General features: G+C 75.0%; 1 protein-coding gene. It reads right to left on the bottom strand.

The features are described 5' to 3' along the window. Positions 1–78: 78 nt before the first annotated feature. Positions 79–553 (bottom strand): phosphatase PAP2 family protein (locus GTW43_RS26965; protein WP_161304568.1); only part of this gene is annotated, 475 nt, incomplete at its 5' end.

Genomic DNA, 553 nt, shown 5'->3' with positions numbered 1-553 from the left:
GAAGAGCGTGCCGGAGAAGTCGAAGAGAACCGCTTTGATCGTCATGGGTGCGATCCTGCGCGGCGCCGAACGCGCCGGTCAAGGGCGGTCGGAGCCCGCCGCCCGGCGCTCGTACGCCGTCACGGCCAGGCCCACGGTCAGCGCTCCGAGGAGCCAGCCGCCGAGCACGTCCGTCGGCCAGTGCACGCCGAGCCAGAGCCGGGTCACGCCTACGCCGAGCACCGAGACCACACCGGCGGCCAGTGCGGCGCGGTACGTCGCGGGCGCCGCCCCGTACCGGCGCAGCAGCCACAGGAGCAGGCCGAGGACGACCGTGGCTGTCATCGCGTGCCCCGAGGGGTACGCGGCGTAGCGCGCGGAGTCGACCGGATCCGGCCACACCGGGCGCGGCCGGTCCACCGCCGCCTTGAGCCCCTGCTGGACGAGCGTGCCGACGGCGCAGGTCACGGCGACCCAGCAGGCCAGGCCCACCGCGCGCCGCCGCACGAGCAGCCACAGGACGACGGCCGCGCACAGCACGCGCATCGTCCACGGGTCCCAGACCCAGTCCGTG

Source organism: Streptomyces sp. SID5785 (assembly GCF_009870065.1).
Classification (GTDB): domain Bacteria; phylum Actinomycetota; class Actinomycetes; order Streptomycetales; family Streptomycetaceae; genus Streptomyces.
Note: the sequence above shows the minus strand (reverse complement) of the source record. Positions and strands in the feature narration are given on the sequence as shown.